The sequence below is a fragment of the Acetobacter aceti genome, from assembly GCF_002005445.1.
GTDB classification, from domain to species: domain Bacteria; phylum Pseudomonadota; class Alphaproteobacteria; order Acetobacterales; family Acetobacteraceae; genus Acetobacter; species Acetobacter aceti_B.
Genome location: NZ_CP014692.1, coordinates 1,766,809 through 1,790,261 on the forward strand (window position 1 = coordinate 1,766,809; position 23,453 = coordinate 1,790,261).

Below are 23,453 nucleotides of genomic sequence, written 5' to 3' on the forward strand. Positions count from 1 at the left end.
TTAGAGCGAATATCCGAACCAGCGCAGCGTGCCCATCGTTGCCGCATAGAGCCCGAACGTCAGGCAGCATCCACCAAGGAGCGCAGGATAAAAGGGTACCCCATGTTTCATGGCCCAGGGGATGAGCAGAAACATCGGCAGGGAGGGCAGCACATACCAGAACGTCGCGAAGACATGGACCTGCATCCGCTCGGCATCATGTGTTTCCTGCCACAGCCAGAGCATCCCGAAGATTGAGACAAGAGGCAGGGAAGCGATAAGAGCGCCCGCAGCCGGGTAGCGTCTGGCTACTGAGGAAGCAAGGGCGATCATCAGTCCGGACATCACGACTTTCAGAAGAAAAAACATCCGCACTCCGCTCATTTCTTTTTTTTTCGTTAGTCTTTTTCAGACGATCTGCCCAGTCTTACGGCTAACGGCTTCATACGAAAAAAAATCGACACCCAACTGCGCCATATCAATGCACCATCGAGTCACTTCAACCAGACTTCTTTTGCAAGGAGGCAGAAATGTTCGCGATGCAGCTCAGTCAGCCACATACTCCGCTTGAAGGAGTCGAGCTTCCAGACCCTCATCCCGGACCGGGCCAGATCCGTGTGAAGGTCGGGGCCTGTGGGGTGTGCAGGACAGATCTGCATGTGGTGGACGGCGACCTGATCCATCCAGCGCTTCCCATCATTCCGGGCCATGAAATCGTCGGTCGGATTGATGAACTGGGGGATGGCGTCACGGATCTGGCCATCGGCCAACGTGTGGGAATTCCCTGGCTGGGACATACGTGTGGCCACTGCCTTTACTGCGATGAAGGCAAGGAAAACCTCTGCGATCATCCGCTGTTCACCGGCTACACGCGCAACGGTGGTTATGCGACGATGACAGTGGCCGATGCCCGCTATGCCTTTCCGCTGGGAGAAGAGGGGGACGATGTTTCTCTTGCTCCGCTGCTCTGCGCCGGGCTGATCGGCTGGCGGTCCCTGTCTCACGCGGGCAACGGCAGGAAAATCGGGCTCTACGGGTTTGGGGCAGCCGCACACATCATCGCTCAGGTTCTGCGCTGGCAGGGCAGGGACGTGTACGCCTTCACCACACCTGGCGACACGGAAAAACAGGCTTTCGCGCGGTCGCTCGGGGCTGTCTGGGCAGGTGGTTCGGATGAGATGCCGCCGGAACTTCTCGACGGAGCGATCATCTTTGCTTCGGTAGGGGCTCTGGTTCCTGCGGCCCTCAAGGCCATACGCAAAGGCTGTCGCGTGGTTTGCGCGGGGATTCACATGAGTGAGATTCCGGCGTTCTCCTACGATATTCTGTGGGAAGAGCGTGAGATTGTGTCAATCGCCAATCTGACCCGGCAGGATGGACTCGATTTTCTGTCCCTTGCTCCAAAGATCGGCATCAAGACGAAGACCACATCCTACCCGCTCCGTAAGGCGAACGAAGCACTGGATGATCTCCGACACGGTCGGTTTGATGGCGCTGCCGTGCTGGTGCCCTGAGCGCATGCCGTCGCCTCGGAGCGTCAGGCAAGCACAGCCTGCAAACTGCGGATCAGAACAGATGAAGCATAGGGTTTCTGGACGATGGGCACGGTCAAAAAGTCGCCGGGGAGCATGTCCGGTGTTGTATATCCGGTGGTGAAGATGAACGGCACACCTTTCTCTCGCAGGATGACTGCGACATCAATCACGTTTTCCTCGCCGAGATTGATGTCGAGAACAGCGACATCCACGGGCGATGACAGGATCAGTTTCTTCGCCTCGCTTGTTGAGGCGGCCGTACATATCCCCGCCACGCCATGATCAGTGAGAGTGTCCTCAATCTCCATGGCGATCAGCATCTGATCTTCCACAATCAGAACGTGAGCATTTTTCAGGTCCATGCCGCTCCGCTCGTCTTCCGAGGGTCTGCGGCTTTTCTGACGTGTCAGCGACCAGGGCGTACGATCAGGCTCGGACACCTCGCTCACGAAGCGGGCGGGTACTGACAGGCGGATGCTGACACCCTCCGGAGAGAATGTCCGTTCCGCCGCGCCTCCCAGTTCATGTTTCAATGCGCGGGAAAGCAATATTGACCCGAAACCGAGATGGGTCGACTCACTGACGACCGGACCACCGCTTTCCTGCCAGAGAATATCCCAGGTCTGGTGAGCAGGATTATGTTTCCAGGAAATCGCGAGATTGCCGGGCGCACAGGAAAGGGAGCCATATTTTGCTGCATTGGTCGCCAGTTCATGGAAAAGCAGCGTCATGACGGAAAGTGCCTTTCCAGGCATCCACAGGTCAGGACCATCCACGGTGATGGCTTCCGGCCGGATGGCATATGGAGTCAGTTCAGCTTCAAGGAGGGCGTAAAGATACCCGCCGCTATTGGCGCTTACGATCTGGTCGTGAGCCACGGCGAGGGCCTTGATCCGGTCACGCAGTCGCTGAATGCTGTCTTTCTGCGACCTTTCTTCGACAATGGAGCGACCGACAACAGACTGCACAACAGACAGAATGTTTTTGACACGATGCGTCAGTTCATCATTAAGGAGCCTCTGGCGTGCTTCGGCTGCTGAGCGTTGCTCCAGCAAAGCCCGATAGTAGGCGCCGGTGGCCTCTATCAGAGCGGCGCGCAGTTCTTCAGCGGCTTCTTCGTCCTCAACAGTCCATGTCGCCGCGCAATTATGAACTTTATCCTGGCACAGCCCTCCCGTTCCATATGGCACAGAAGGGGCTTCGTCGGGCTCCGGAGCGCGATTGACAATGCGGACCTTTTCCTTACGGAAAAAATACAGATAATCTCCCGGCTGCACTGTCAGTGGGATAACCATCATTCCGGCAATGCCGGGAAGATAGCGGGCCAAGGCAGGAGCCTCTTCGATGAGTGAGACCGTACTCCATATCTGGGCCATTCCACCCTTGTAAGATGCTGACCAGCGCACAAGCTCCGTCATGGAATCCGGCTTGATTTCAAACCCGTCGACTGCCGGATGGCCATCAATCCATACGGCCACGCCATCACATTCCATCTGCCCCGCCAACTCCGCAACATGCGCGCGGATATAGGCGGGAATGTCGGTTGCGGACGCGGCGTCATGCACGAACCCATGGATGGCGGCGTATGTCTGCTGCGTCACATGCAAACGACTGGCGCGGACATTGGCTGTAATCTGGAGAGCCACATATTCGCTGAACATTTTTGCGACGGCACGCTCATCCATCGTCACTTTTTTCGGCGAATAATTCCGCCCGATCAGCATACCCCACAAGGCGCCGTCGACGACCAGCGCCAGTAACATTGTCGCCTCGATACCGCAGGCTTTCATGTGAGCCCGCCGGAGTTCTGATGAGGCCCGCATCATCACCAGTGAAAGATCCAGCGGCGGCAGGTTGCAGGCCGAGCGGATTTCAACTGCTTCCGCCGAGACATTCTCGATCACACGAATGAGGGAGCGCAGATAAAGCTGTCTGACTTCATCGGGCATATCTGCCTGCGACAAATATTGCCCGGCCAGATGGGAGACCCCTGCAGCGCAGTCGTCAGCCATTACTTCAGCCAGCCCATGCTGCGCAAACCGGCACAGCATGACGTGGTCATAATCCACGATCATTCTCATCTGAATGACGGCTGCCTGACAGAGTGACGTGAGTTCGTTATTTTCCCTCAGCCGATCGATAGCGCTTCTCAGATGACGGATAAGAGAGCCGGTCCGCTGCGGTGGTCCGGGAGGGGTGCATTCAAGAACGAGATCATCACCCGTGACATGGACGGCAATATCACAGGCAATCTGCCGGGTGCCGAAGGGCAGATTGAAAAGCAGGGCAGGGCGGCCCGTAACCCGGTTTTCCTTCAACCCATCCAGAATGGCGCGTGCCGCCGCTTCATCTGCGCATTGAACAAAGGTTTTCCCCAGGGCAATGTCAGGCTGGGCAAGAAAAACCGGCGCGTTTACGGAATAACGGCGGAGCAGGAGTGACTGGGTGTCAAAACACAGAAGACACCCGCGTGACTGAAGAAAGTCACCGTTCGCAGTGCCTGTCTGAGCAGGCGAAGCGCCGTTGACCTTGCTTTCACCCTGCCGGGTCTCCCCGCAGGCGGCGTCACTCTTTTCTCTGTCGAAGTCCATTCCGTGTATCCACCCTGCAAGGCGCCGTGTATTTCTCAGACGACAGAAACGCCTGTTTCCTTCTGCCGTGAGTTCGTATGGCTACGGCAGGTGTTCCGCGTTCAAAAAATCTCCCTATCAATCAGTCAACTCATAGAAAAATAATTATTTTCCATGTCTAGCATGGCCGATGAATTTTCAAAAAGGTTATAGAATATAAAATTTTCTTTTTAGAAACCAGTTACAAACAAGCGAGAGCGACAACACCACCAATTACAGCAAGAGCAAAAACGCCACACACAAGCGGCAGACGTTTTTCAATGAACGTTTCGATCGGGGCTCCGAAGCGTCGTAGCAATCCGGCTATCAGGAAGAACCGTGCTCCCCGCGTCACCAGACTTGCCCCCAGAAATGGCAGCAGGGCAAAATGAGCCGCTCCACTAGCTATTGTTACGAATTTATATGGAACAGGTGTCAGTCCCTTGATGAGAACAATCCAGACACCCCATACGCGGAATTTTGCCTGTAATGCAGCCAATGTTGCGTCAGCATGATAAAAATGAACGATTGGACGCGCGATGACCTCCAGCAGGAAGGCGCCGATATACCATCCCAGCACACCACCAGCGACACTGCAGAGGGTCGCAATGGCTGCATAACGCCACGCTCTGGCTCTATTGGCCAGAACCATGGGGATAAGGAGGGTTTCCGGAGGCAGAGGAAAGAAGCTTGCTTCGCAGAACGAAAGAATCGCCAGAAAAAAGGGTGCGTTCGGACCAGCCGCATGCCCGCGAACTCGCGCATAAAGACGGTCAAGCATGATCCGCAACCCCGTATCCAGTTAAGTTGGGGCAGGCATGCCACTTCGAGCGCATGATGAGCAAGACTAATGATGCAATCATCATCAAGTCATCGATCGGAGTAAAATGAAAACAGTGCGTGGCCTGCGTCCTGAGAGCATTTCCGGGTCGTGCGCTCTGTGGGAGCGAGCCTCGAAACCTGCTTCGGGAGAAGGGGAAAGAGAACGGTCACGACAACAAATAAAACCCATAAGCCACAATAGGGAAGAGCGCAGACACGTTGCGCAATGTGCTTCACCGTAAAAGAGAGCGTGAAGTGAGGTTTCTGCCTTGATTTATATGCTGCCGGACGGCGGCTGGGCCAATCGGAGGCTGCATCGATGCGTGCAAACGAACGAAACCGTCTCAAACTGCATAGCTCATCATGTGTGATCGAGACACACGTAAGACGCATAAGATATATTATGCCAACTTTTATCGTGAGGATTAATGATAAACTATGACAAGGATACACGACTTCGCGTCTGACTGATTGTCCATTACAGTCTGCCAGACAGACGGCCAGATTAAAGGCTGCGACAGTCAGATCAGACTTCAAAAACCGGAGGAAGACGGCAACTCATGATCGTCAACAAGCGGATCGGCCTTATGGTCCTGATGCGGGAAAGCATCGGCACTCTCCTCATTCTGGCCGCATGGGATTTTATCGTCGTTATCCTCTATCAGCTTTTCCATCAGGAATGGATGGAGATCCCAAGCCTCCCTCTGTCCCTTATCGGCTCCGCCCTCGCCCTTTTCATGAGCGTGAGAAACAACACGGCGTATGCAAGATGGTGGGAAGGACGCACGCTCTGGGGCGCGGTCACCAACAATTCCCGCTCTTTTGGACGTCAGGTCTGCTCTATTCTGGGAGGACGCAAGGATCTCGTGCGGGCAATGGCGGCTTATCCACACGCCCTCAGAACGGCTCTGGGTGAAGTCGATGGAACAAAGGATGTCGAGCGGCTTCTCGCTCCTGAAATGGCTGCCCGTATCAAAGGCTGGAAGAATCAGCCCAACGGCATTCTGGTGCAGCTGGGCGTCGGCGTGACCGAAGAAGCCACGAAACTAGGCATCGATGGCGCGCTGCACGGCCAGATTGATCGCATCCTGTCTGATCTGGCCAATGCCCAGGGCGGTCTGGAACGGATTCAGAAAACGCCCCTGCCCATCCAGTATTCCGGTCTGCCGCGCGCCCTCGCCAACATCTTCTGTATCGTATTGCCGCTGTCAGCGGTTCAGACTCTGGGATGGATCACACCTTTAGGCTCCTCACTGGTCGGGCTGCTGTTTGTGGTTCTGGACAAGACAGGCGCCGATCTGCAGGAACCCTTCATCAACACTCCGCACGCGCTGCCCATGGCGGCCATGGCGACGACGATCGAGACAGACCTCCTGCAGTCCATCGGAGAGGCCGCCCCTCCCCCTGTGGTCATCAGCAACGGTGTGCAGCCCTGACCAAAGTTGCGTCATTCAGGACACAATCCGATCACAAGACCTTTAGGTGACCAGATATTGCGTTGACCGCCATTACTATTTCGTCACATTTCAGAATTATCGTTGTCACATATATCTCACCATGCGTCCCATGCGGTTGCGGCCCCAGCGAGCCGTGCCCATGCAGGGATAGAAAAGGACCAAAATGATCGGAGTTCAGCTGGCCCTGATTTCTGCCTTGCGTGCCTGTGGCCGACACCGGCCAGCATCACTGGCAATGCCTGGAAATGTGCGTCGTTCTGGCCATAAGTCTCTTCTGGCAGCCGGACTGCTCGCAAGCTCTGCGCTATTTCTGAGCGCTCATCAGGCCAGAGCCGATGAATATAGCGATCTGCTGGACATCCTGAAAATCAAGGGCAGCCTTACTCAGGGTGAATATAGTGCGCTGATGATCAAGCATCGTCGCCACCAGCAGGAAATGGCTGAGGCCGAATCAGAGCGAAGCGAGCGTCACTCCGGTCGCTTCGCGTCTGCGCGGGATCAGGATCATTCGGGACGTATCCGCTCAGCGTCTGCATCTTCATCCGCCCATCATGTCGCCGTAGCAGGCGGTTTGGATGTAACGCCCGTCTTTCTTGACGCACAGGATGCCGCCTATGACGCCGCAGCCAGCGCACGCTCGGCACGTCAGTCCATGCTGGCGGCTCAGGCCGCCATCAACGATCCGGGCATTGTCCGGACCGACAAATATGTTCCGGGCAAAGGCATAACGTTTCACGCGGGTTCAGTCGCGATCAACCTGTCCGGCTTCGTGAACGGCTTCTACACCTACGACAACGCCTATGGACGCTATGTCGGCGGCGGAACATCCGCAGGTGCCGGCGGCAGCAAGTTCGACGCCTCCGCCGTGCGTAACGGCTATCTTCCGGCGGCTCTGATCACCAAGATCACGACGACGCAGGAAGGCATCGACATGGCCGCGGTGTTCGGCATGTATCCGGGGCTCGACAACAACAAACCCGGCGCGATGAACGCCAACTCCGGCGGCAGTCCCGTCGGACTTGGAACACCCGGCATCGATTTCCGTCAGGTGTACATGACCTTCGGGAACAAGAAGATGGGAACGGTCAAGATCGGACGTGATCTCGGCATCTTCGGTTCCGACGCGATCCTTGATGACGCCACGCTCATTACGGTGGGCTCCGTCGGCGGTAACTCCGCGCCAGGCAACACAAGCCTTGGCCGCATCGGCGTAGGTTATCTCTATGCTGACTGGATTCCGCAGATTTCCTACCAGTCACCCATGATGAGCGGCGTGCAGGTCACGGTTGGCGTCATGCAGCCTATGGATGAATTCAACTTCGCCGGAACCAACAATGAAGGTGCGGGGCCGGACGCACTTTCAGCCCAGTCCACGCATCACAGCTCACCCATGGCTCAGGGCAAGGTCACCTACGATTTCACCAGTGGAGATTTCAAGGGACGGGTCTGGGCCGGTTTCCTGATCCAGCACCAGCAGAGACTCTACTCTTCCGTCATCAGCCAAAACCAGGGCAGGAGCGCTACGGTTGAAGCTGGCGAAGTCGGCACCAAACTCAGCTATAAAGGCTTTGAAGGGGTCGCATACTATTATCGGGCCAGCGGTCTCGGGACGACCGGACTTTTCTTTGACGGTATCACTCCGACTGGCCACAAGCGTAATTCGGAAGGCTATTACGTTCAGGGCTCCTACTCGTTCGACAAGCGTCTGCGCGTTGCCGCGAGCTATGGCGTCAGCAATCTTTATCAGGCTCCAGGCGAAATCGATTCAATTCTTGTCCGGCGCAATGAGTCCGAAGTGGGAGCGCTGTTCTACAAATGGACAGACTGGATTCAGTTCGTTGCGGAATACAGCCATACCGAATCAATTGCTCATAGCGGCAATCGCGGCAAGGATAACTCCGCGTCCGGTGGCGCTGTACTCCTTTTCTAATAATGAAATGCTCTGCCAGACTCGTTGGGTAAGGTCGGATCTTCCGGCGCTACTCACAGTCTGGCCGAGACTGACACGCTGTTCATGTCCATTACCGGCCGAGAGGGTTGCATTGAGAAAATCAATGCAACTTTCAAGCGTTGTGTGAGTTGAATGCCATGTACCCCATGCTGAGCATTTTCACCCACAAGACAACGTTGCGTTTTTATGGTAAAGCCGGACACTATGAATACATTCAGATCTCCTCCGAAGGGCGGCGTCACTGACGCCATGGCGCGGACAGCTGCGGCCACCACCGCTGCACAGGCGAAAACGAAGGTCAAGGACGAAGACCCGTTTCAGGAAGGTGACTCAATCGTCTATGCCGCTCATGGCGTCGGACGCGTGGATCGGATCGGGATCGACGAAATCGCCGGAACAAAGCTGGAAGTGATCCAGATTTCGTTCCCCGGCAACCAGATGACGCTCCGCATTCCCCTCTCAAAGGCCAGAAAGGCCGGGCTGCGCAAGATTGTGTCCCGTGAAATCGTCGACAAGGCGATGTCCATCATCAAGGGCAAGCCGCATGTGAGCAAGGGCATGTGGGCCAGACGCGCCGTCGCCTATCAGGAAAAGATCAATTCGGGTGATCTGGTCCAGATTGCTGAAGTTCTTCGGGATCTGCGTCGTAACGTGGACAGCCTTGATGGAAGCTTCAGTGAGCGGAAACTGTTCGAGGCTGCTCAGGAGCGCTTCGTGGCTGAGGTTGCGGTTCTTGAAAAGAAAGAGCCTTCAGACGTGCTTCAGTCCCTGACCGCCGTTATGAAAGCCGCCTGAGACACCGGAAAAACTGACAGTGCTGCTCCCCTCGCCTGCGCCGCTGCTAGCGAATATATCCCTTCCTGGTAGGGAAGCATTGGATCTGCTGCTGCGGCGGGCCGAGGCAGAACTGGAAGCCGGGCATTTCTCCGAGGTCGTAGCGGGCCTCACTCCCCATGCAGGTATGGGGAGTGAGGCCATTGATTCGCTTCTCGGATTTGCTTTTACCGGCCTTGATCGATCCGAAGAAGCGGCACTCTGTCTGCTTTCCGCCTTTAATCTTGGCGAAGGCAGCAGGCATCCGGCTCTCGAACTGGTTGCATTGTTCGGGCGGTTGAATCGAAGGGACCAGGCCAGGAACACCCTTGAAGCCCTTCTGAACATGACACCAAACGACGCGCGCGTACTGGATGCTCTGGGAGAGCTGCTCATCTATCTCGGTGAGATCGAGGAAGCTCTCAGTGTTCTGGAACACTCCCTTGATGTTCGGCCGATCTCACCGCTGACAATGAATTTCAAGGCCATCGCCCTTATGGAAAAGGGCCGGATTACCGAAGCAACCAGCATCTTCAAGAGAGTGCTGGAGCTGATACCGCACAATGCGAGCGCCCTCTCCAATCTGGCCTGTATCTACTCTGCGCTCAATCGTACTGACGATGCTCTCGCTCTCTATCGTTCCGCCGTCATTGAACGACCCGAGAACGCGACAATTCGCCTGAATTACTCGATCTCTCTCCTCAAGGCCGGACGATACGCGCAGGGCTGGGCGGAACATGAGTGGCGTCTTCAGCTTCCCGGCCATTCCCAGCTGCCTGTGTCAAAGCTTATCCCTTCTCTGGGCGACGGCGTGGATATTCGCGGCAAGCGCATTCTCGTGACGCAGGAAGAAGGGCTCGGCGACACCCTGATGTATCTTCGCTACATCCCAGCTCTGGCCCGGCGTGGCGCGATCGTTCATCTATGGGTGCCGGATACCCTGGCTGACCTGTGTCGGCGTGTAGAAGGCGCCGCTGTGGTGCAGGTCGGCGGCACTGTGCCGGAATTTGACTGGCACTGTCCCTTCATCAGCCTCCCCCGAGCCTTTGTGGGAACGGAGGACGCCATGGGCGATCCTGTTCCCTATCTCAGCACGGATCCTCAGAAAGACAGGGCAGCGCGAAGCCTTCTTCCCGACAACGGCAAGCTGAATGTCGGTCTTGTATGGGGGGGCGCCCCCCGGCCCAATCTGAGCAGTGCGCTGATGCTCGACCGTAAACGCTCAACATCCCTCGCCGCGCTCGATCCGTTGGGGAAAATAGCGGGTATCAATCTGATCAGTTTTCAGAAAGGACCGCATGCGGAGCAGGGTACGATCCTGCCCTGCGGCAAGGAAATTCTGGACCTGATGCCTTACGCCGATACGATGGACGACACGGCTTCCTTTCTCATGGGGATTGACGTGCTTGTTTCGGTCGATACATCGGTCGTGCATCTCGCCGGGGCTTTAGGGCGTCCTGTCCTGCTGATGGACCGGTTTGACAACTGCTGGCGCTGGCTATCAGGACGGGAAGATTCCATCTGGTATCCGGATTTCACGATTATTCGCCAGAAAAAACCCAACAAGTGGGATGACGTCGTCAAACGTGTTGCAACACATCTTAAAAAGATGGCCGCTGCCCACAAGCACCCCTGAATCTTCCGACGCTTCAATCTGGAACACTGAATGACTGGTTATCTGGGAGGCTGGAAAGCCAACCCCATTCGCGAATGCCTTGCCGGCATGGTCGCCACTTTCGCTCTTATCCCAGAGGTCATCGCTTTTGCTTTCGTCGCGGGGGTTGATCCTTCGGTCGGTCTGTATGCTTCATTCGTCATCAGCATTGTCATTGCCTTCACAGGTGGTCGGCCGGCTATGATTTCCGCCGCCGCGGGTTCAGTCGCGCTTGTCGCCGCAGGACTGGTTCACGCCCACGGCATCCAGTACCTGCTGATGGCGACGCTCCTGTGCGGCGTCATCCAGATCGTGTTCGGACTCCTCCGTCTGCATGTGTTGATGCGGTTTGTGTCCCGACCGGTGCGGACCGGCTTTGTGAACGCGCTGGCCATCCTGATCTTCTCGGCGCAGTTGCCGCATCTGACCGGCGTATCATGGCAGACATGGATGCTGCTCGCGATCGGGCTTGTCATCATCTACGGTGTCCCACGATTTTTTACGGCAGTTCCATCGCCTCTCATCTGCATCGTGGTGCTGACAGTCATCACAGCGTTGTATCCAATGCCGGTCGCACGGGTATCCGACCTCGGGCACCTGCCGGATGGTCTGCCCCTTCCGATGCTGCCGCACCTGCCTCTCACATCTGAAACACTGGCAATCATCTTCCCTGCGGCGCTCGCCATGGCGATGGTTGGATTGCTGGAAAGTCTGATGACGGCACGTGTGGTCGATGACCTCACGTCTACTTCTTCCGACAAACGTCAGGAATCATTTGGTCTGGGTCTCGCCAACTGCGCTTCCGGCCTGTTCGGCGGTATCGCAGGGTGCGGCATGATCGGACAGACAGTCGGTAATGTCCGGTATGGCGGACGCGGGCGTCTTTCGACGCTTTTCGCAGGTGTCTTTCTGCTCGTTCTGATGGTGCTGCTGCGTCCTCTGGTCGCGCAGGTGCCAGTCGCCGCTCTGGTCGCCATCATGGTCATGGTGTCAGCCAGCACTTTCTCATGGTCTTCCATCAAGGAGCTGACGTCTCACCCACCTCTCGCCAGCACGGTCATGATCGCAACTGTTGTGGTGGTCGTTCTGACACACAATCTGGCAGCAGGCGTTGTGGTTGGCGTCCTGCTGAGTGGGGTGTTTTTTGCCTTCAACGTGTCGTCAATGCTGCGCGTGGAGAAAACTCACGATCCTCTGACGGGCTCGGTGCATTATGCCGTCGTGGGTGAGGTCTTCTTTGCTTCGGCTGAACTTCTGGAGGATTCCATTGAGTATGGTGAGCCTGAAACGGGCAATGGAACGTCTGTCACCATCGACCTGAGTCAGGCGCATATCTGGGACAGCACCGGTACGGGAGCGATTGAAACGATCGTCACCAGCCTGAGGGAACGGGGATATGCCGTTCAGTTGACGGGACTCAATCAGAAAAGCAGCAGCCTGCTTGAGCGCTGTTCGTCCGTTCCGGGTTGAGAAGCAGCGCAGAGCAAAGAGTCGTTGCCTGCGCAAAAATGCAGCGACTTCTTCCGATCAGGCTCTCTCGAACCCGGGTCTTGCAACCCGCTTTTTATGATGATGAAATGTTTTTGTGCCGTCTTTTCTGAACCGCGACACAGAACAAATTGCATTCAGTTCACTGGCTGATTGGCTGGAATCTTGTACCAGCTAGGCGGGTACATTCCGTGATGGTGTCTGGAGTGGAAACCATATTTTCCATCAGCGTCATCATCGGCGCAGGCAGTGAGAGAACAGGCCAACATAAAAAATATCAGCCCGCGCCGCCATCCGGCAGAACCTGAAGTCAGAATAGCGTTCTTCATGGTGTGGTTTCCCCAGCTTTGAAGGGCTGTATCCTGGCCAGTGACCCGGCCTCCCGCATATATTGCGCGGCCAGAGGATCAGCCTTGGTATCTGTTCCGGCTCTCGCTCCGAGGCTTTGCGCGGCCTGAACCAGAAGTTCGTTCGCACGACTGCCCTGCCCTGCCTGACGCGCTGCCTGCGCTTCCAGCGCCAGAGCACGGGCCATCGCCCTGTAATCTCCCGTCTCACGACGCAGGGAAACAGCATCGGCCGCATGGCTCATGGCCTTTTGCGGATTACTATTCAGAGAATAACAGGCCTGAAGCTCGGCCAGATCACCCTTCTGGACCGCTGATTGCGGTGGCTTGGCTGCCTGTAGCGTCCCGATCGCCGCCATCAAAGTCGTCGTGTCACTCTGTCGGGCTGCGACCAGTCCGCTGACAAAAGCACCGCGCAAGGCGACATCCGTATCCGGCGACTGAGTGGCAATGCGGGCTTCGCGCGCAGCAGTGCCGAGATCGTTCAGGCGAAATGCTGACGCCGCAGCGACAAGGCTGAGCGCGCTGGCTCCAGCCTCCACAGTCCCGGCCCCATGAGAGCTTTGAGGCAGCCCTCCCGTGGCCGCATGAGCCTCTCCGCCCTGCCGCATAGCCAGAGCGGAGCGCGCGTTCTGCACGGTCTGAAGCGCATCCGACGCATGATCCGCGGCAAGCTGCGTGACAGCCAGATTGTAGGCAGCATCACTGATCGCCCCTACATCATCCCGCCTCAGGGCAAGCCGTGTCGCTTCACGATACGATCGCTCCGCAACGGAATAGCGTTCGATGGCGAGAGCCTGCCTCCCTGCATCCATGGACTGCTGGTAGGCCAGATCCTGATCCTGAACCGTCTCGTCCTTCGTGGCCCCGGAACAACCGGACAGCACCGTGCAGAGAAGCAGCGCCACGATGAGAGAAGTCTTTTTCATGGCGCCACCTTTCTGGCAGGCAGGCGGTTGTGGTTCGTCTCCTTGTGGCCACCCAACAGCCACAATCCCTTCAACTGATCTGTCAGCTTTTGCAGACTGTAGAGCGTCGTCTGAGCCTGCGTCAGCATGGCCGGCACACTCGACAGGCTGTCATCCACATTCCGGGTGATCGACGGAAGCCTCGGCGTGGCGTCCTTCAGATCATGCGTTGCGGATTTCACGTTGGCCATTGTCGTATCGGTCTTGTTGAGAATGGCGTGCAGTTGTTCTTCTTCCGGACGCAGGCGACTGATGACTTCATTCAGAGACACAATCATCGCCTCGGATTTCCGGACCAGTTCGTCATTTGTCAGCAACTGTCCAACGCTGCCCTTACCTGCATGCATGTCCGTGATGGCTTCATCCAACTGGGCCGTCATGTGGCGGGCGCTGGCGAGGGCTGGCATGATCTGGGCCTGGATATCCTTCAGGGTCTGGGTGATCATGTCCGTCGGGCTTGGTTCGGTGATGGCGTTGATGACCGCGTAATTCCAGTCCATCGCCTCGCCTGAGCCACGGGTCAGATCCAGATAGCTTGCGCCCGCCACGACAAATGCCTTTCGGATGACGGCCTTGCTGTCACGGCGAAGAAAGGGTTCCACCTGAGGATCAAGATCGACAATGGCGTACATGCCTCCGGTTGGATTCAGTTTGATGGCGCGGATCGTGCCGGCATGAGCGCCGAGGATCTGCACGTCTCCTCCCACGGTAAGGCCGCCCACGCCTGTCTCAGGAAGCACGACACGCAGACGGGCGGGAGGGCTCAGCCAGTCGCTCAGCACGCCTGCCTCGATAACCGCCGCCGCAAAAAGAACCATGGCGATCAGAACAAGCAGCCCGACCCACTCGTCAGCATACCGCAGATGAATGAGAGGGCGGCCTTTCTGCCGTAACCTGATCTGAAACATCAGCGTATCCGTACCGTTAAGAGACCATCATCCGCCAGCCGCCACAGGGCGCTGACCGCCTTGCGATAGGGCTGCCACACACTCGAATCACGTACAAACCAGACGACAGACGCCCCCCTGTCACGTGCTTCTGTCAGGCATTCAAAGAATGCTCCTGAAATATCCACGGGACTTCCCTCCAGAGGATCTTCGATCAGAAGGAGTTGGGGTTGCCCCAGAAAAGCCCGAACGCAGGTTACCCGCACCAGATCCGCGCTTGAGAGACGGCGCGGCGTTTCAACCGGGATACCCGGCAATCCGAACCGGGTGCACAGACGGACGGTTTGCGACGTCAGATCCGGCACCGAGACCGTCGTGTGATGCAGCTCCTTGAACATGATACCCACGTGGGTGCCGAACAGATCCGTCCATATCGGCCTGCGGGTAATGCGTCCGATCCGGCCACGCAGGGCGTTACGGTGCCGGTCATCCAGATCATCCCAGCACATGCCCATGAAATGCGCACTCCCGTTACGGAGATGTACCATGCCGGAACACAGATCGGAGAACATGGTCGCTCTCGACATGTCCCGCGTTTCGATGACGACACATTCTCCCGACATCACCCGCATGGAAAGCGGCACAGGCGGCAGACTGCTCTCATCAAAAACAGGCGTGGCGTCAGCCAGCTCAAGCAGGGGGCCATTCAGGCGCTTCATGCGTCTCTCGCATCGGGAAAGACCGGCTGACTGGAGCTTTCAGAAAACATGCTTTCCGGCCTCCTCACACCTTGAGACTGAAAAGAACGCTGACCGTCATCACGATCAGAATACCACGGGAGAAGCCACGAGGAAGCAGCGTCCCCAGAGAGTCCTCATTGGAAGCCGTCAGGCCACTGACGCAGCACCCGAGCCCCACAAGGAACCCGACAACCACGAATTTGAGCGGAATCAGCAGATAGTCCGCTGGAGTCATCGCCGTGACCACGTCGTAGAAAAACGAAAACAGCGAATTCGATAATGCGCCCGATGCGCGGCTGATGATGTAACCCGTCGTCAGGGATGCGATGGAAAACATGATACCCAGCGTAAAGCCGGCGACCGTGAAAGCCAAGGTTCTGGGCAGCACGAGCAGCAGGAATGGATCGAGTCCTTCCGCCTGCATGGAGCGGATCTGCCCACCTGTCGCCAGCATGCCGACTTCAGCCAGCGACAGCATTCCGCTGCGTCCAAGCATCAGGATACCGACCAGGATGGGAGCCAGTTCGCGCACAATGACACTGACCAGCACCGAGCCTGTCATTTTGGCCATACCGGCAAAACCCAGCCAGTAAATCGCCTGCGACACCACTCCAACGCCCGTCAGGGAGCCCATGACCAGTGTACTGAGGAGACCTCTTCCGGCGACATCCGAGAGTGTAAGCTGGAATTCATACCGGACAGTGCGCCGCCAGGAATTGGGACGCACGCTTTCACGCAGCACGCCCCACATGGTTCCCAGTATGACGAGCAGAAACCAGACCTGCTTGCGGACCAGCGCTCCGAGCGTTCCAAGGAAATAGACGAAGCGCTCACTGATGGTCGCGTTTTCCTGGTTCTCCTCATCCGGATGAAATGTTTCAGGCGGAACGCCCAGCCCATGGGCTATGCTGCCCGGATCGTTCGGCAGAATATCTTCAGGGGCCGCATTGTCGTGCTGCGGTGGGCCGCCCTGCCCTGTCGGCCTGTCTGTCACCGTCTTGTCGCGAGTACGTAAACCCGCCCTATACCGGCGCTCGGTGCGTAGAACGATCCACGACTATGGAACAGATAATGTTCCCGGAGCGCCTGATAAACCCGTTCGGTGACCTCGATCGTGCCGACATCCGGCGCTCCCTGCGCCATGAGTTCAGCAAGAGTGACGGATTCTCCCCAGAGATTGAATATCCTTGGATCCGTACCGAGTTCACCCCCCATGGCCGGACCGTAATCCATGCCAATGCTGAAAATCGGTTCAATATTGTTAGAGGACAGCAGCAACATGCAGGTTTCGCGAAGAACCAGTGCTGCTTCGGCAACTCTCCAGATCGCGGTGGAATCAGGCTCCTTGTTGCATCCCGCCACGCAGATCAGTCTATGGCCAGCAACTTTTACAGAAAACAGACTATACCGCTTAGCAATTTCCTGAACTTCCGACGCAATCCGGTCGATCAGAGGCAGAAGTGAAGACGTGTCATCGCCATTTTCCATGACCGGATCAGAGAAGGTGACGACCATCACCGCAACGCTGGGAAACTGTCCCTGACCGACTTCACCACTCGCCGTTGTCGCCTGCATCAATGCTGCGTCAAAGCGGGGGGGAGCCAATTGCTGGACTTTTGCGGCATCTGCTTCGGCAATTTCATTGGCTTCAGGAAGTTCCGCCATACCAGCAAAACGAATGGCGGTAATGGATGCCACAATTTCCAGGAAATAACTGAACGATAAAGGATCTCGTGCGTCCTCGACCGTGATGACCCCGACACTGTCCGCATGTCCGCCGCTGGTTCCCCTTATGGGATAAAGCATCAGAGAAGACGTGCCGCTGTCACGCATGATAACACGTTCATAAGGCGCTGTCCGGTCGTCCTTTGCCGCCAGAGGCACTGTAACCGGCACACCTGTATCGACCAGCTTGAAGAACCCCTCCATGTCCTTGCGGGACAGATCGAAACCACCGGAATGCGCTTCCTGCCGAGCGTCAAAGCTGTCTTCACAGATCAGCGCCATACCATCATGCAGCAAGCGCCACAGGGACACCCTGCTCGCCAGCGTGATGCGGGCAAGCTCCTCCGTCAGGGCCAGCGCTTCACCGTTGACATTGAGAAGATCAGGCGTAACGGCAATCTGCTGTAGCGCGGAAGTCTGTGTATTTATCAGCGCTTTTTCGTGAATGAGTTCCTTCGTCACACGTTCCGTACGGCGGCCCTGCCGCGCCAGCAGCGCCGCCAGAATGCTTGCCAGAACAATGATGATGACCGAAAACTGGAAATTTTCCCGACCGCTCTGTCGCGCAAAGCTGGCGAAATCATTTTCGGGAGCGACAATCAGCAGAACCCAGTGATCGGACGATGGCAATGTCTGGGCCATGCCGATGTAGTTCTTGCCCTCATAACGAAAGGGATGGGATCCAACTCCACGTACCCTGTACGTGTCGTAAACACGCTTGAAAGTGCCCTGCGTCGCGGGATCAAGCGTCATTCTTGTCGGATCACCCTGCGACCGCTCTACAACGGACTGGAATCCATGTCCGGCAATAATACGACCGTTACTATCCAGAATGATCGCGGTTCCGTTCTGACTGATTTTCAGGGCGTCCAGAAAATCACTCAGTTCATTCAACGAAACATTGATTGCGAAGACTTTCTGAAGCCCATCCTCGCCCACGAGAGGAACGGAGCCTGTTACAACCAGCTGTTTTGTCGATGCGTAAATGGTGGGCGGGGTCCAGGCGAAGCCTTTTTTCTCGACGGCGCCCTGATACCAGGGACGGACACGAGGATCATAGTTGTCTGAAGGATTTTCCTCTGACCTGATCTTTTTGCCTTTTTCATCATAGAAATCATGATGAAAAATCGCTTTTCCGTCTACGACCCGCAGATCGGTATATTCCAGTCCCTTTCCCTGAGGAGCACGCTCAACCAGCAGGAACTCACCATTCTGATCCCCCATGTAATAGGACTGGATCTGTGGGACGAGCCGCAGCATCGTGGCGCCGTAAGAATAGAAAGCGTTACGGGTTACGGCCACAGGCGCATGACTGATGAAGTCCTGCGCAAATGATCCGCCCAGCGTGGCGGCGCCCATATAGCCTGTAACATCCTGCACAACATAACGCTGCACCGACTGTAACAGTTCATGTGTCAGCTTCAGAACACCAGCACGGGTGGTGCGATAATTGTGCCAGCCGATGCCACCGATAGCCAGAAGGATAAGCAACACCGTTGCGATAGGCACCACGACCTGAATAAACTTCTGGCGCAGGGAGACGTCTTTCTGCTCCGTCGGATCGACTATCTCATTTGCAATCAAAAGCTTCGCATTCCTCTCGGCTCAGACGCACAATGCCACATCACATGTCTGATGTGTAACAGATCAACCTATTCTTAACAAAATAGTTTCCGAACAACATTTTCATTGCACGGGCGAAAGTGACCGATGGCGCCAGCATATGGCCCAGTACGCCACAGTACCCAGAAAAACCGCCGAGAAGCTGGTTGTATAACCAAACCACACTCCCCACGCGCCGTAGTAATGCGCAAACCAGTAACCAGCGGGCAGTTCCACGAATGCAATGCAGCCCAGCATGATCACCATGGGCGCAACAGAATCACCACTCGCCCGCATGGCCGAACCAAGAACGCCACCAAGAGAAAGAAGAACAGCACTTCCCATAACAGCTCTGAAAGCATGTGACGAAAGAGCAATCACGCGCGGATTGGACGTAAACAGCAGCGATACCGTCTCAGGAATCAGAATGACGATCGTTGCCAGTGTTCCTGTCATGAGCAACGCGACCAGAAACCCTACCCTCAGTATATCACGGGCACGCTGGGCATTCCGTGCACCGATTGCATGGGAGCACATGACTGAAACAGTTATGCCGACGGCCATTCCGGGATATTCGATATAGGTCAAAGTCTGAGTGAACAGGCCGTAGGCGGCCGTCATCTCGGAACCGAATCCATTGATGCGGCCGACCAGAACGATCTCGGCAAGCCCTTGCGTGGCGACTTCGACCATTGCGGGAAAGCCAAGGCTGATGACTGACCAGAGAACCTTACGTTCTGGCAAAAGCTCTCTCAGCATTCCCAGTCCCGGAGCGAGTTCATGCCCCGACCGCCTGAGCCATATCCCTGCCAGAACCAGCGCCAGAATCCATCCGAGAATGGCGGCAAAAGCGGCTCCGGAAAGCCCCAGAGAGGTTGTCAGCAGAACTGGGGTGAGAACAAGCGAGACGACGATCTGCAAACCCATCATCACAAGCGGGCGGATGTTATCTCCGGCGCCACGCAATGTGATTGCTACGGTCACCACCAGAATCAAGGCCGGCGTGCCTGCCAGAAAGACCCGGCAATATTGCGCTGCATGGTCGGTGATGTTGGCGGGCACACTGAAGAGATGGAGCATGGGCAAGACAGCCCATTGTCCCGCAACCGCAACCACCCCACCCAGCAGGACCGAGACCGCTACCGCGGCTGACGCCATGACGCGAGCCCGTTCCGGATGACCTGCCCCCCACAGTTGTCCAACGAGAACGCTTGCTCCGGTTCCGAGGCCCACGCCACATGAAACGAGAATCAGCAGTAACGGATAGAACGTACTCGCTGCCGCCAGATCATCAGCACCCAGCAGGCGGCCGATATAGATATTGCCGATCGTGCTCGCGATTGACTGAAGAACACAGTCCATCAGGACGGGCATCATGAAGATCAGGAAGGATTTCAGAAGCGGCTGCGTGCTGGCGTCGTCAGCCCGGATGAGGCTTTCGCATGATTCGGATTTCTGGATGGAGAGGACTTCCCTCGGCATTACGTGTCGCTCATCGCTTCAGTCCATCCCGGAAAGAGCCATCCGGGATGATGGAACCTGCCGTATTGCGCCAACCGTGCCCGGATCAGACATTAGGACATTGTATAATATATTATATTATTTTCTCTTTTCAGAAACATAAAATGCTCCAAGAGACATTTTGTGGATGCTGAATAATTTTGATTTGCAGAAAACTGGTGCTGCTGGCGAGGATTGAACTCGCGACCTCTCCCTTACCAAGGGAGTGCTCTACCACTGAGCTACAGCAGCGCTGCGGGTGGGTTCCTACCGTCAGAACGCGATGACGGCAACCCCCTAAAAACCTTGGGGAACATTTTTTTGTTCCCCGCATCGTCTCAGTCGTCGCGGTGAATCTTTTCCATCCGCTCATGACGTTCCTGCGCTTCGATCGACAGAGTGGCGATCGGGCGTGCTTCCAGACGCTTGAGACCAATGGGCTCACCCGTCTCTTCACAATATCCGTAGGCATTGTTTTCAATACGCAGAAGCGCCTGGTTGATCTTCCCAATCAGCTTACGGGCGCGATCACGGGTGCGAAGCTCAAGAGCGCGATCCGTCTCGACGCTTGCCCGATCCGTTACATCGGCTTCGTGAATGCCCCCCTCGGAAAGGCTGGCGAGTGTGCCCCCCGCTTCTTTCAGGAGTTCACCGCGCCATTTGACAAGTTTCTGGCGGAAATATTCAACCTGCAGGGGATTCATGAACTCTTCCTTTTCAGAAGGCGCATAATCCGGAGGAAGTGTCAGCATAATATGTGTCTCCGTTCCCTGAGGCGAAGCCCCCTTGACGAATGCGCGGCTTATAACCGCGAGGACTGAGACAGCCAAGCACGAATCCACTTTTTTCTTTGAAACATTCCTGTCACGTGTTTTTTCGGAAATTACATGCGGCTGTTTCTTTCTTTGATCATTCCGTCTCTTTCCTGTCCGTCATGAGCCGCTTCATCTTGGCGACCTCAATGGCGACACGAACTTTTATGGACATGGTCAGACTCCTGAAAGCCGGAATCTGAGCAGTCGGCGACTGTTCGGAAATCGCTTCCAGCTCGGATAGAAGCGTCATTGTGCCGGCATTTCCTTCGAGAAAGGCTAACTGGAGCTTCCTGAGCGCATCAAGAGCCTCCCCACCCCACTCAATGACCACCTGCCTCTCTGAACGGGGCTGAAGCTGGCGGCCGCTTTCTTCCTGGAGAGACAGCAGGCACGGTGCGGTCACGGATGTAACAGGCTGATCACTCGCAACCTCCTGCTCAGAAGGCACTGAAAATGCTGAAAGCCCCTTTGACTTCCGCGCCTGCGTAAGGGGCTTTCCCCGGCTCACATAGCCGATCGCGCCAATTCTGTTCACCTTGCATCTCCCTGAGCCAACCGAATCTGGCCCTGTGCGGTTCCGCTTCAAAGCTCTGAACAACGCTTTGCTGCGGACTGTTCAGGAATTGTTTGCTCTTCGCGTCGATAGTGTGGGCTCGAAACATTGACGAGCGGCAAAGAGCGGCATGACCTTTTTTTCTTGCAGGCCTGATACGGAGCGGCGGAAGGTTTTTCACCTTCTGTCTTTCCTGTTTCTGGCAGGCTTCCTGTTGATACAATCCTTTGCTGCCCATGCGGCGCTTGTCCGCATCAAGGATATCGCTGACTTTGAAGGAGTCAGGACAAATCAGCTTATCGGCTACGGTCTGGTTGTGGGGCTGCATGGCACGGGAGATAAACTGACAAACGTCCTGTTTACCCGTGAAACACTGATCAGCATGCTCAATCGTCTGGGTGTGAATATCCGTGATCGTGAAATTCAGCTTCAGACACATGATGTCGCGGCTGTCATGGTGACGGCTGATCTCCCTCCCTTCTCTCATGGTGGCGGCCGAATCGACGTTACTGTCTCGGCAACAGGCGACGCGACGGATCTGACCGGCGGAACACTGCTTGTCACCCCGCTGATGGCTGCCGATGGAGAGATCTACGCTGTCGCCCAGGGCTCGCTTGCAACCAATGCTTTCAGTGCAAGAGGCGCTGCTGCTTCGATAGTACATAACATCCCGACCAACGGTCACATTGCCAATGGCGCCGTGGTGGAGCGCGAGGTGCCGGTTGATCTGGCCAACCGCAAGCAGATGCATCTTTCGCTGCGCAATCCTGACTTCACGACAGCGGGACGGATCGCACAGGCGATCAACGGCAGTCTGGGAAGTAATATTGCCCGCGTCATGGACCCGCGCACCATTGCGCTTGATCTGACGTTACGTGACAGCATCCCGGCGTTATCCCGTATCGGAGACCTGATGGTCGAGCCGGACACTCTGGCGAAAGTTATTGTCGATGACGCCAGCGGCACCATTGTGATCGGCAACGACGTCCGTATCAGCACAGTCGCTATCGCTCAGGGCAACCTGACCATTCAGGTCACGGAAACCCCAATGGTTTCACAGCCCGGACCGATGTCCAATGGCACCACAACGGTGGTTCCACGAACCAGTATCAACGTCAATAATGGCAACAACGCCAAACTGGGAATTCTACGTAACGGGCCGGCCCTGAGTGACCTTGTCTCTGGCCTGAATGCGATGGGAGTTGGTCCTCGTGACATGATTTCGATCCTGCAGGCCATCAAGGCAGACGGGGCGCTACAGGCCGATCTGGAGGTCAGATGAGCAACGTGATCAAAAACGTCACATCCACAGGTTATGGAGCGCAGAGTCCGTCGCAACCACAGCCGGTTGACCCCAAGATATGGAAGACCGCATCTGATTTTGAAGCAATGACGATCGGGGAAATGCTTCAGCCGATGTTCGATACGATTGACACGTCTTCCGGCTTTTTCGGAGGCGGTGTGGGAGAATCGAGCTTTCGTCCAATGCTGACGACTGAAATGTCGAAACAGATAGAGAAAAGTGGCGGTTTCGGACTTGCCCCGGCCATTTACCATCAGATGCTTGAAATGCAGGAAAAAGGATCACGAAAATGACGGATCAGACCATTGCCGTCATCGAAAACGCCAATGCGCTGCTTGAAGAAGAGAATGTGTTTTTACAGGAGGGCAATATCCCTGCTGTCGTCGCTCTCCTCAGGCGCAAGGAAGCCGTTCTCGCACAATTAAGCACTGTCACCATTCAGTGCAGGAAAACGTTGAAAGATTCGGGGAAGCCCTGTTGCTCGGAAGAATTGCCGCTGGCTACGGAAAAATTAAACCGCACCATTGAAAATAATCGCACACTGCTCCAGCAGGCCATGATTGCACAGAAACACATTGTGCAGTTGCTCACAGCTTCCCTGTCCCCTCCCGGGAACAAAACACATTATGGCAAAGATGGTTCTTACAATGCGCCACGATCCACAACGGGAAGCGCTTACCGGAAAAACATTTAAGGTTCAGGATC

The 23,453-nt window shown here is 56.1% G+C and carries 20 protein-coding genes and 1 tRNA gene; 9 read left to right on the top strand and 12 right to left on the bottom strand.

Features of this window, described 5'->3' with window-relative positions; genetic code table 11:
- The gene (locus A0U92_RS07960) at positions 1-348 is read right to left on the bottom strand and encodes a DUF3147 family protein (protein WP_077812752.1); all 348 of its coding nucleotides are present in this window, start codon (positions 346-348) and stop codon (positions 1-3) included.
- Positions 349-509: 161 nt separating this feature from the next.
- On the opposite strand from A0U92_RS07960, the gene A0U92_RS07965 reads away from it, so the two are divergent.
- On the top strand, positions 510-1,493 hold the full coding sequence (locus A0U92_RS07965; protein ID WP_077812753.1) for a zinc-dependent alcohol dehydrogenase family protein: 984 nt from the start codon (positions 510-512) through the stop codon (positions 1,491-1,493).
- Positions 1,494-1,516: 23 nt separating this feature from the next.
- Here A0U92_RS07965 and A0U92_RS07970 read toward each other — a convergent pair whose 3' ends face one another.
- Positions 1,517-4,105: an HWE histidine kinase domain-containing protein gene (locus A0U92_RS07970; protein ID WP_077812754.1), complete on the bottom strand. Its 2,589-nt coding sequence runs from the start codon at positions 4,103-4,105 to the stop codon at positions 1,517-1,519.
- Between the two features lie 220 nt (positions 4,106-4,325).
- Positions 4,326-4,904 carry a YqaA family protein gene (locus A0U92_RS07975; protein ID WP_077812755.1) on the bottom strand — a complete coding sequence of 193 codons (579 nt, stop codon included), beginning with the start codon at positions 4,902-4,904 and terminating at the stop codon, positions 4,326-4,328.
- A gap of 601 nt (positions 4,905-5,505) precedes the next feature.
- Between A0U92_RS07975 and A0U92_RS07980 the strand changes: the two genes are divergently transcribed.
- The 5 genes from A0U92_RS07980 to A0U92_RS08000 all read left to right on the top strand — a co-directional run bounded on the left by A0U92_RS07980 (position 5,506) and on the right by A0U92_RS08000 (position 12,290).
- Positions 5,506-6,381: a bestrophin family protein gene (locus A0U92_RS07980; protein WP_077812756.1), complete on the top strand. Its 876-nt coding sequence runs from the start codon at positions 5,506-5,508 to the stop codon at positions 6,379-6,381.
- A 184-nt stretch (positions 6,382-6,565) separates the two neighbouring features.
- Entirely contained in the window at positions 6,566-8,332 is a 1,767-nt protein-coding gene (locus tag A0U92_RS07985) for a porin family protein (RefSeq protein ID WP_077812757.1), read from the top strand.
- A 225-nt stretch (positions 8,333-8,557) separates the two neighbouring features.
- Positions 8,558-9,148 carry a CarD family transcriptional regulator gene (locus A0U92_RS07990; protein ID WP_077812758.1) on the top strand — a complete coding sequence of 197 codons (591 nt, stop codon included), beginning with the start codon at positions 8,558-8,560 and terminating at the stop codon, positions 9,146-9,148.
- A gap of 19 nt (positions 9,149-9,167) precedes the next feature.
- A complete protein-coding gene (locus tag A0U92_RS07995; RefSeq protein ID WP_077812759.1) occupies positions 9,168-10,802 on the top strand; it encodes a tetratricopeptide repeat protein in 1,635 nt (544 codons plus the stop codon).
- Positions 10,803-10,832: 30 nt separating this feature from the next.
- Positions 10,833-12,290: a SulP family inorganic anion transporter gene (locus tag A0U92_RS08000; RefSeq protein ID WP_077812760.1), complete on the top strand. Its 1,458-nt coding sequence runs from the start codon at positions 10,833-10,835 to the stop codon at positions 12,288-12,290.
- A 343-nt stretch (positions 12,291-12,633) separates the two neighbouring features.
- Here the strand turns inward: A0U92_RS08000 and A0U92_RS08005 are convergent, their stop codons facing one another.
- The 9 genes from A0U92_RS08005 to A0U92_RS08045 all read right to left on the bottom strand — a co-directional run bounded on the left by A0U92_RS08005 (position 12,634) and on the right by A0U92_RS08045 (position 21,427).
- Positions 12,634-13,584, bottom strand: a complete 951-nt coding sequence (locus A0U92_RS08005; RefSeq protein WP_077812761.1) for a hypothetical protein — start codon at positions 13,582-13,584, stop codon at positions 12,634-12,636.
- On the bottom strand, positions 13,581-14,531 hold the full coding sequence (locus A0U92_RS08010) for an MlaD family protein (protein WP_077812762.1): 951 nt from the start codon (positions 14,529-14,531) through the stop codon (positions 13,581-13,583). The genes A0U92_RS08005 and A0U92_RS08010 overlap by 4 nt, the downstream gene beginning before the upstream one ends.
- A complete protein-coding gene (locus A0U92_RS08015; RefSeq protein ID WP_077812763.1) occupies positions 14,531-15,229 on the bottom strand; it encodes an ABC transporter ATP-binding protein in 699 nt (232 codons plus the stop codon). Before A0U92_RS08015 ends, A0U92_RS08010 begins: the two co-directional genes overlap by 1 nt.
- 64 nt (positions 15,230-15,293) lie before the next feature.
- Positions 15,294-16,244 (bottom strand): MlaE family ABC transporter permease, encoded by a 951-nt coding sequence (locus A0U92_RS08020; protein WP_077812764.1) that lies wholly within the window; start codon positions 16,242-16,244, stop codon positions 15,294-15,296.
- Entirely contained in the window at positions 16,241-18,559 is a 2,319-nt protein-coding gene (locus A0U92_RS08025; protein ID WP_077812765.1) for a cache domain-containing protein, read from the bottom strand. Before A0U92_RS08025 ends, A0U92_RS08020 begins: the two co-directional genes overlap by 4 nt.
- A 102-nt stretch (positions 18,560-18,661) precedes the next feature.
- Positions 18,662-20,059, bottom strand: coding sequence for an MATE family efflux transporter (locus A0U92_RS08030; RefSeq protein WP_077812766.1), 1,398 nt, complete (start codon positions 20,057-20,059; stop codon positions 18,662-18,664).
- A gap of 195 nt (positions 20,060-20,254) precedes the next feature.
- Positions 20,255-20,329, bottom strand: a tRNA-Thr gene (locus tag A0U92_RS08035).
- A gap of 86 nt (positions 20,330-20,415) precedes the next feature.
- Entirely contained in the window at positions 20,416-20,829 is a 414-nt protein-coding gene (gene dksA / locus A0U92_RS08040) for an RNA polymerase-binding protein DksA (RefSeq protein ID WP_077812767.1), read from the bottom strand.
- A 157-nt stretch (positions 20,830-20,986) separates the two neighbouring features.
- Positions 20,987-21,427, bottom strand: coding sequence for a flagellar assembly protein FliX (locus tag A0U92_RS08045; RefSeq protein WP_077812768.1), 441 nt, complete (start codon positions 21,425-21,427; stop codon positions 20,987-20,989).
- A 148-nt stretch (positions 21,428-21,575) separates the two neighbouring features.
- On the opposite strand from A0U92_RS08045, the gene A0U92_RS08050 reads away from it, so the two are divergent.
- From A0U92_RS08050 to flgN, 3 genes are read left to right on the top strand one after another with little or no spacing between them, the layout of a single operon-like run.
- Positions 21,576-22,727 (top strand): flagellar basal body P-ring protein FlgI, encoded by a 1,152-nt coding sequence (locus A0U92_RS08050; protein WP_077812769.1) that lies wholly within the window; start codon positions 21,576-21,578, stop codon positions 22,725-22,727.
- On the top strand, positions 22,724-23,041 hold the full coding sequence (locus A0U92_RS08055; protein ID WP_077812770.1) for a rod-binding protein: 318 nt from the start codon (positions 22,724-22,726) through the stop codon (positions 23,039-23,041). The genes A0U92_RS08050 and A0U92_RS08055 overlap by 4 nt, the downstream gene beginning before the upstream one ends.
- Positions 23,038-23,442, top strand: coding sequence for a flagellar export chaperone FlgN (gene flgN / locus A0U92_RS08060; protein WP_077812771.1), 405 nt, complete (start codon positions 23,038-23,040; stop codon positions 23,440-23,442). The genes A0U92_RS08055 and flgN overlap by 4 nt, the downstream gene beginning before the upstream one ends.
- Positions 23,443-23,453: the final 11 nt, after the last annotated feature.